Origin of the sequence: Microbacterium sp. (assembly GCF_003248605.1) — a bacterium.
Classification (GTDB): Bacteria; Actinomycetota; Actinomycetes; order Actinomycetales; family Microbacteriaceae; genus Microbacterium.
Window position 1 is genome coordinate 1 of record NZ_QFPF01000161.1, and the last position, 4,044, is coordinate 4,044.

Here is a 4,044-nt window from a genome sequence, read left to right on the forward strand (position 1 = left end):
CTCGGCGTGATCGTGATCGCCGCCGCCGCGATCGTGAATCTCGTCGGCAACCGGCTGGTCGAGGCATCCGCCACCACCACGGCCGTGGCGAAGATCCTGGGCATCGCCGTCCTTGCCATCGCCGGAATCGTCGGCACCGCCGTCGCAGGTGACGGGCTCTTCGCCCACGCCTCGGGTGATGCGCCCGACGTGTTCGGTCTGTTGGCGGGCACGACCCTGTGCGTGCTGGCCTACAAGGGCTTCACGACGATCACCAATCAAGGCGACGATATCCGCGACCCGAAGAAGAACATCGCCCGCTCGATCATGATCTCACTCGCGATCTGCGCGGCCCTGTACCTGCTCATCACGATCTCCGTCGCCTCGAGCATCGGCGCGGAGGGCGCGACCGACGCCCGCGACTACGCGTTGGCGCAGGCGGCCGAGCCGCTGTTCGGGTCGTGGGGTGTGGGAATCACGGTGGCGATCGCGGTCGTCGCGACCGTTTCGGGGCTGCTCGCGAGCCTCTACTCCGTTTCTCGGCTGTTCGCGATGCTGCAGGACATGCGCCAGGCGCCGGCGCTGCCCGCGAAGGTGCACCACCAGCCGCTGATCATCACGGCGGGCCTCGCGATCGTCACGACCGCATTCCTCGACCTTACGCAGATTGCCTCGATGGGCGCCCTGCTGTACCTGACGATGGACATCGCCGTGCAGTGGGGCGTCATCCGGCATCTGCGTCAGAAGATCCACGCGGTGCGCTGGCTGCCGGTGCTCACGATCGTCCTCGACCTCGCGATCCTGATCCCCTTCACCATCCTCAAGATCCAGGATGACCTGCTCACGGTCGTCGTCGCCGCCGCGGTGGCCGCAGCGATCTTCGTCGGCCAGGTGGTTGCCGTGAAGGCTCGGGAGCGCTCAGCCTGACGTGCCTTGATGGGATGCCGCAGTCAGAGAAGCGGCGCTAGCCGGCCTCGTGTGGGCGTAGACGGGATGACGCGTCGCCCTGCTTCCGACCTCCTGCAGAGAGGATACGACCGGCGCCGACGCTCCTCGTCGGCCTTCAGGATGCCGTTCTTCACGGCCGTGCGGATGATCAGGGAGAACACCCACAGCGTGAGCGCGAGCATCCCGAGGTACAGCACGATCGCGATGAGTAGTCCGACGGCCCCCGCCGTCGGACTACTCGCAGGCGAGTCCGTCCCCGTCGCCGTCGCCGTTGTTTCCGGTGCCTAACGCGAACCAGTCGTAGATCGCCGCCTCGGCGGGATCGTCGCGGTCGAACGGCCCGGTCGGATGCCCGACCTCGTTGCGTGAGAGCTTCGTGCACGACGAGTACGCCTGCCACCAGCTGTCGCCGAGCGACGGAGCGGGCACCATCTCGCCCTGGCAGGCGGCCGTGACCACGTTGCGGCCCGCATCCAGCACGGCGGTCTGCGCCGCGCGGTATTCGGCCTCGAGCGGATGCGCCGGGTAACCGTCGCTCGAGTCGTATCGCGCCACCGCATTGCCGGCATCGATCTGCACGCGGCCGAGATCTGTGCCGTCGGCCGTGGCGACGCTGCGCAGCATCCGGCCGTAGTCGTCCCGGTCGTTCTGGGCGGCCGGCAGCGAGAGCACCAGCGGATCGCCGACGGAGACGAGACGTCCCAGAGCGGCGGATGCCTCGTCGTAGCCGCATTCACCGCGTTCGGGAGTGTCGATCCCGATGATGCGCACGATGCCCGCGCTGGTCTCGATCGTGTCGCCGTCGATCACCGCGGCGAACGCGACGGTTTCGGCGGTCGCGGGCGGCGGTGGGGAGGCGGATGCCGGGGCGGTCGCAGCAGGAGCTGGAGTGCAGGCGGCGAGTGCAAGAACGATCCCCATCGCTCCGACAAACGGGAATGCTGAGACTCGCCGGAAGACCACGTCTCACTCTCTCAAAGTCGGCCGGCCGGGATGAGCTGCGACGCACCTGGGCAGAAGGTCGAGGGTAGTGGGCACGTGTCCGCGGGCGCTGTCGTTGACACACCAGGAGCTGGATGCTGCCACCAACCGACTGGAGGCACACCTCCGCGTGGCGAGGTGAGCGGCGTGCAGATACTCAGGCGATCAGGCGAACCAGCCGGTCGGCCCGACGTCACCGCCCCTGCGGGGCACGTACTGGTCGAAGTACACCCGCGAGATCAGCTCGCGGCGGCTGCGCACGCGCATCCCGGCAGCGGCGATGCTCTCTCTGCACATGGATCCGCCCGAGCCATCGGGTGCGGTCGCCCACCACGCACTGGTCGCCGAGCTTTCGGATGCTGCGATCGACGCTCTGCTCGCGGTCGCCGGCCCCGAGGCTCAGAGCCTGGTCATGTCTGTCGAGTTGCGGCACCTCGGCGGCGCCCTGGCCGCACCCCAGGGCGGCGCGACCTCGCGACTCGACGCGGCCTACCTGCTGTTCGCCCTGGCGATGGCGCCCACCCCGGAGTTCGTGGCCGCGGGCACCGAGGCCACCCGAGCTGTGGTCGCCGCCCTCGCCCCGTGGGCTTCGCGGCAGCACTTCCTCAACTTCGCCGACCACACGATCGACGTCGAGACCGCGTTCGACGCCGAGTCCTGGGAGCGACTGGTGCGCGTGCGCGAGTCGGTCGACCCCGATCGCGTCTGGGTGGCCGCCCACCCCGTTGGCGCCGCGTGACCCGCCCATCCGAACCATCCGGCCCATCAGCATCCCCGAGAACCGGTCGACACCGTGACGGCGCGGCTCTGAATCAGCCGTGCTGATCCGGTCGGCGCGCGAACAAGGGTCTTGTTGCACACGTTCTTCCGTAACCTGGCGGAATGAATCGCCCTGGGTTTCGTTCCTATCGGTTTCCCTGTCCAGCGATCGCTAGTTGGGCTGATTCTTGGCCAGCGTAGTACGCGGCCTCGACCTCGGCGGGGGTGCGGTAGCCGAGCTCGCCGTGGAGGCGGGAGTTGTTCCACCACCACACGTATTCGAGGGTCGCGAGTTCGACCTGCTCGATGGTCCGCCAGGGTCCGCGACGGCGGATCAGTTCGGTCTTGTAGAGCCCGTTGACCGCTTCGGCGAGGGCGTTGTCGTAACTGTCGCCCGCGGTCCCTGTGGAGGGCTTCGCGCCGATCTCGACGATCCGGTCTGTGTAGACCACGGAGAGGTAGTTCGACCCGTGATCGGCGTGATGGACGAGGTCGTCGAGGGGGCCGGTCGCGGTGAACGCAGCCATGTTCAGCGCTTGCAGCGGCAGCACGTCGGCCTTCAGCGTCGACGCGACGTTCCAGCCGACGATCTTCCGGGAGAACACGTCGACCACGAACGCGACGTACGCGAATCCCGCCCACGTCGCGACATACGTGATGTCCGCGACCCACAACCTGCGCGGCGCGGGCGCGGTGAAGTTCCGTTTCACGAGGTCCTGCGGCTGCGGGATCGTCGGATCGGGCTTCGTCGTGAACACCTTCTTCGACCGCTTCACCCCACGCACTCCCGCCAGCCGCATCAGGCGGGCGGTCTGGTCGCGGCCGACGTCCCAGCCCTGCCGGCGCAGCAGCGCATGCATCTTCCGCACGCCATAGACGCCGTAGTTCTCCGCGTGCAGCCGCGCGACCTCGGGCACGAGCGACTCGTCTTTCAGTTGCCGCGCCGACGCCGGGCGGGCTTTCGCGGCCCGATACCCGCGGGACGTGAGGAACCCTCGCACCGCGTCCTTGAGGACGCGGCAGATGAGCTCGACCCCGAACTGATCCCGGTGCATGTCGATGAACCGGATCATCTCGTCGAGGGGCGGTCGAGCTCCTTCGCGAAAAACACGCTCGCAGCCTTGAGCACCTCGTTCGCCTTCCGCAGCTCCGCGTTCTCCCGCCGCAGCCGCTTGTTCTCCTCGGCGACATCGGTCGGCACGCCCGGACGCTCGCCGGCGTCGACCTCCCGGCGACGGTGCCAGACCCGCAGCGTCTCGGCGCTCATCCCGAGCAGGTCCGCAACATGCCGTACCGCGGCCATCAGGTTCGGGTGGTCGGGCTTGGCCTCATCCAGCATCCGCAGCGCACGCTCACGCATCTCCGGTGAATACTTCT

5 protein-coding genes are annotated in these 4,044 nt (G+C 68.2%); 2 read left to right on the forward strand and 3 right to left on the reverse strand.

Annotation, left to right across the window (positions count from 1 at the left end; translation table 11 throughout):
- Positions 1-906 (forward strand): APC family permease (locus DI573_RS14350; RefSeq protein ID WP_292815736.1); only part of this gene is annotated, 906 nt, incomplete at its 5' end.
- Positions 907-1,161: 255 nt separating this feature from the next.
- Here the strand turns inward: DI573_RS14350 and DI573_RS14355 are convergent.
- Positions 1,162-1,848, reverse strand: coding sequence for a thermonuclease family protein (locus DI573_RS14355; protein ID WP_292815739.1), 687 nt, complete (start codon positions 1,846-1,848; stop codon positions 1,162-1,164).
- Between the two features lie 225 nt (positions 1,849-2,073).
- A complete protein-coding gene (locus tag DI573_RS14360) occupies positions 2,074-2,205 on the reverse strand; it encodes a hypothetical protein (RefSeq protein ID WP_292815742.1) in 132 nt (43 codons plus the stop codon).
- Here DI573_RS14360 and DI573_RS14365 point away from each other — a divergent pair.
- The gene (locus DI573_RS14365; protein ID WP_292815745.1) at positions 2,204-2,647 is read left to right on the forward strand and encodes a BBE domain-containing protein; all 444 of its coding nucleotides are present in this window, start codon (positions 2,204-2,206) and stop codon (positions 2,645-2,647) included. The two genes, DI573_RS14360 and DI573_RS14365, sit on opposite strands and share 2 nt — an antisense overlap.
- Positions 2,648-2,813: 166 nt before the next feature.
- Here DI573_RS14365 and DI573_RS14370 read toward each other — a convergent pair.
- A protein-coding gene (locus tag DI573_RS14370; protein WP_292815748.1) for an IS3 family transposase occupies positions 2,814-4,044 on the reverse strand; the annotation gives its coding sequence in 2 pieces (ribosomal slippage) (positions 2,814-3,772 and positions 3,772-4,044; 1,232 coding nt annotated over the 2 pieces). This gene is flagged as partial in the annotation.

Bases quoted from the DNA above. Each gene is read 5' to 3' on its own strand.
- DI573_RS14355 (WP_292815739.1), bottom strand. From the start codon at position 1,848: ATGGGGATCGTTCTTGCACTCGCCGCCTGCACTCCAGCTCCTGCTGCG.
- DI573_RS14365 (WP_292815745.1), top strand. From the start codon at position 2,204: ATGGATCCGCCCGAGCCATCGGGTGCGGTCGCCCACCACGCACTGGTC.
- DI573_RS14360 (WP_292815742.1), bottom strand. From the start codon at position 2,205: ATGTGCAGAGAGAGCATCGCCGCTGCCGGGATGCGCGTGCGCAGCCGC.